Below are 1,596 nucleotides of genomic sequence, written 5' to 3' on the forward strand. Positions count from 1 at the left end.
CTCCACTCCACGACGGGAGACCTTCCCCGTTCAACGACCGCTACAGCGAGTCGTCACACTTCCTCAACCAACCTGTCTGGGCAGTACACTTAGACCGGCACTTCACTGCGGTCGCCGCTCCACAGGGTGTGGTACTTGCCCGGCGCATCCACCCGGCCGTAGCTGTGGGCGCCGAAGAAGTCGCGCTGGGCCTGGGTCAGGGCGGCCGGCAGTCGTTCGGTGCGCAGCCCGTCGTAGTACGACAGCGCCGAGGCGAAGCCCGGAACGGGGATGCCCAGCTGTGTCGCGGTCACCACCACCCGGCGCCAGCAGTCGATGGCGTCCTCCACCGCGCTGCGGAAATACGGCGCGGCGAGCAGGCTCACCAACTCGGGATCGGTGTCGAACGCCTCTTTGATCCGGTTGAGGAACTTGGCGCGGATGATGCAGCCGCCGCGCCAGATCGTGGCGAGGTCGCCGGGCGCGACGTTCCAGCCGTACTCGGCGCTGCCGGCCTGAATCTGGTTGAAGCCCTGCGCATAAGCGACGATCTTGGATGCGTAGAGAGCCTGACGGACGTCTTCGGTGAACTGAGCCGCGTCCGACGGGCGCGCGCCCAGGGCGCCGGCAGCCAGGCCCACCGCGGCGCGGCGCTGGGCGACCGAGCCGGACAGCGCCCGGGCGAACACCGCCTCGGCGATGCCGGTGACGGGCACTCCCAGGTCCAAAGCGGACTTCACCGTCCAGCGCCCGGTGCCCTTCTGCTCGGCCTCATCGACAATGACATCCACCAACGGCTTACCGGTCTTGGCGTCCACCTGCCGCAGCACCTCGGCGGTGATCTCCACCAGGTAGCTGTCCAAATCGCCGGAGTTCCACTCGGTGAACACCTCGGCGATCTGCGGTGCGGAAAGCCCGAGACCGTCGCGCAGCAGTTGGTAGGCCTCGCCGATCAGCTGCATGTCGGAGTATTCGATGCCGTTGTGCACCATCTTCACGAAGTGTCCGGCGCCGTCGGGCCCGATGTGGGTGCAGCAGGGCACCCCGTCGACGTGGGCGGAGATCTCCTCCAGCAGCGGGCCCAGCGACTCGTAGGACTCCTTGGGGCCGCCCGGCATGATCGACGGCCCGTTCAGCGCGCCCTCCTCGCCACCGGAGATGCCGGCCCCGACGAAGTGCAGGCCGCGCGCGGCCATCGCCTTCTCCCGCCGGATGGTGTCGGTGTAGAGCGCGTTGCCGCCGTCGATGATGATGTCGCCGGGCTCCATGGCGTCGGCGAGCTCGTTGATAACCGCGTCGGTGGCGTCGCCGGCCTTGACCATGATCAGCACACGGCGGGGCTTCTCAAGGGCGGCAAGGAATTCCGGAATCGTCTCGCTGCGGACGAAGTTGCCTTCGGACCCGTGGGCCGCCAGCAGGGCGTCGGTTTTGGCGACCGAACGGTTGTGCAGTGCCACGGTGTAGCCGTGCCGGGCGAAGTTGCGCGCGATGTTGGATCCCATGACGGCCAGTCCGGTCACGCCGATCTGGGCGGTGCCGACAACGTCCGACGCGCTCATATGTTCGCCTTTCGGTGGTAGGTGAATGCGATGCCCGGTTTTCGGGGCGGCGCGGGTT

General features: G+C 67.7%; 1 protein-coding gene. It reads right to left on the bottom strand.

Annotated elements, in window-relative coordinates; all coding sequences use genetic code 11:
- Positions 1–89: 89 nt before the first annotated feature.
- Positions 90–1,538: an NADP-dependent phosphogluconate dehydrogenase gene (gene gnd / locus LI92_RS21165; RefSeq protein WP_046322456.1), complete on the bottom strand. Its 1,449-nt coding sequence runs from the start codon at positions 1,536–1,538 to the stop codon at positions 90–92.
- Positions 1,539–1,596: the final 58 nt, after the last annotated feature.

Origin of the sequence: Mycobacterium sp. UM_Kg1, from assembly GCF_000972925.1 — a bacterium.
In the GTDB taxonomy this organism is placed as follows: domain Bacteria; phylum Actinomycetota; class Actinomycetes; order Mycobacteriales; family Mycobacteriaceae; genus Mycobacterium; species Mycobacterium hiberniae.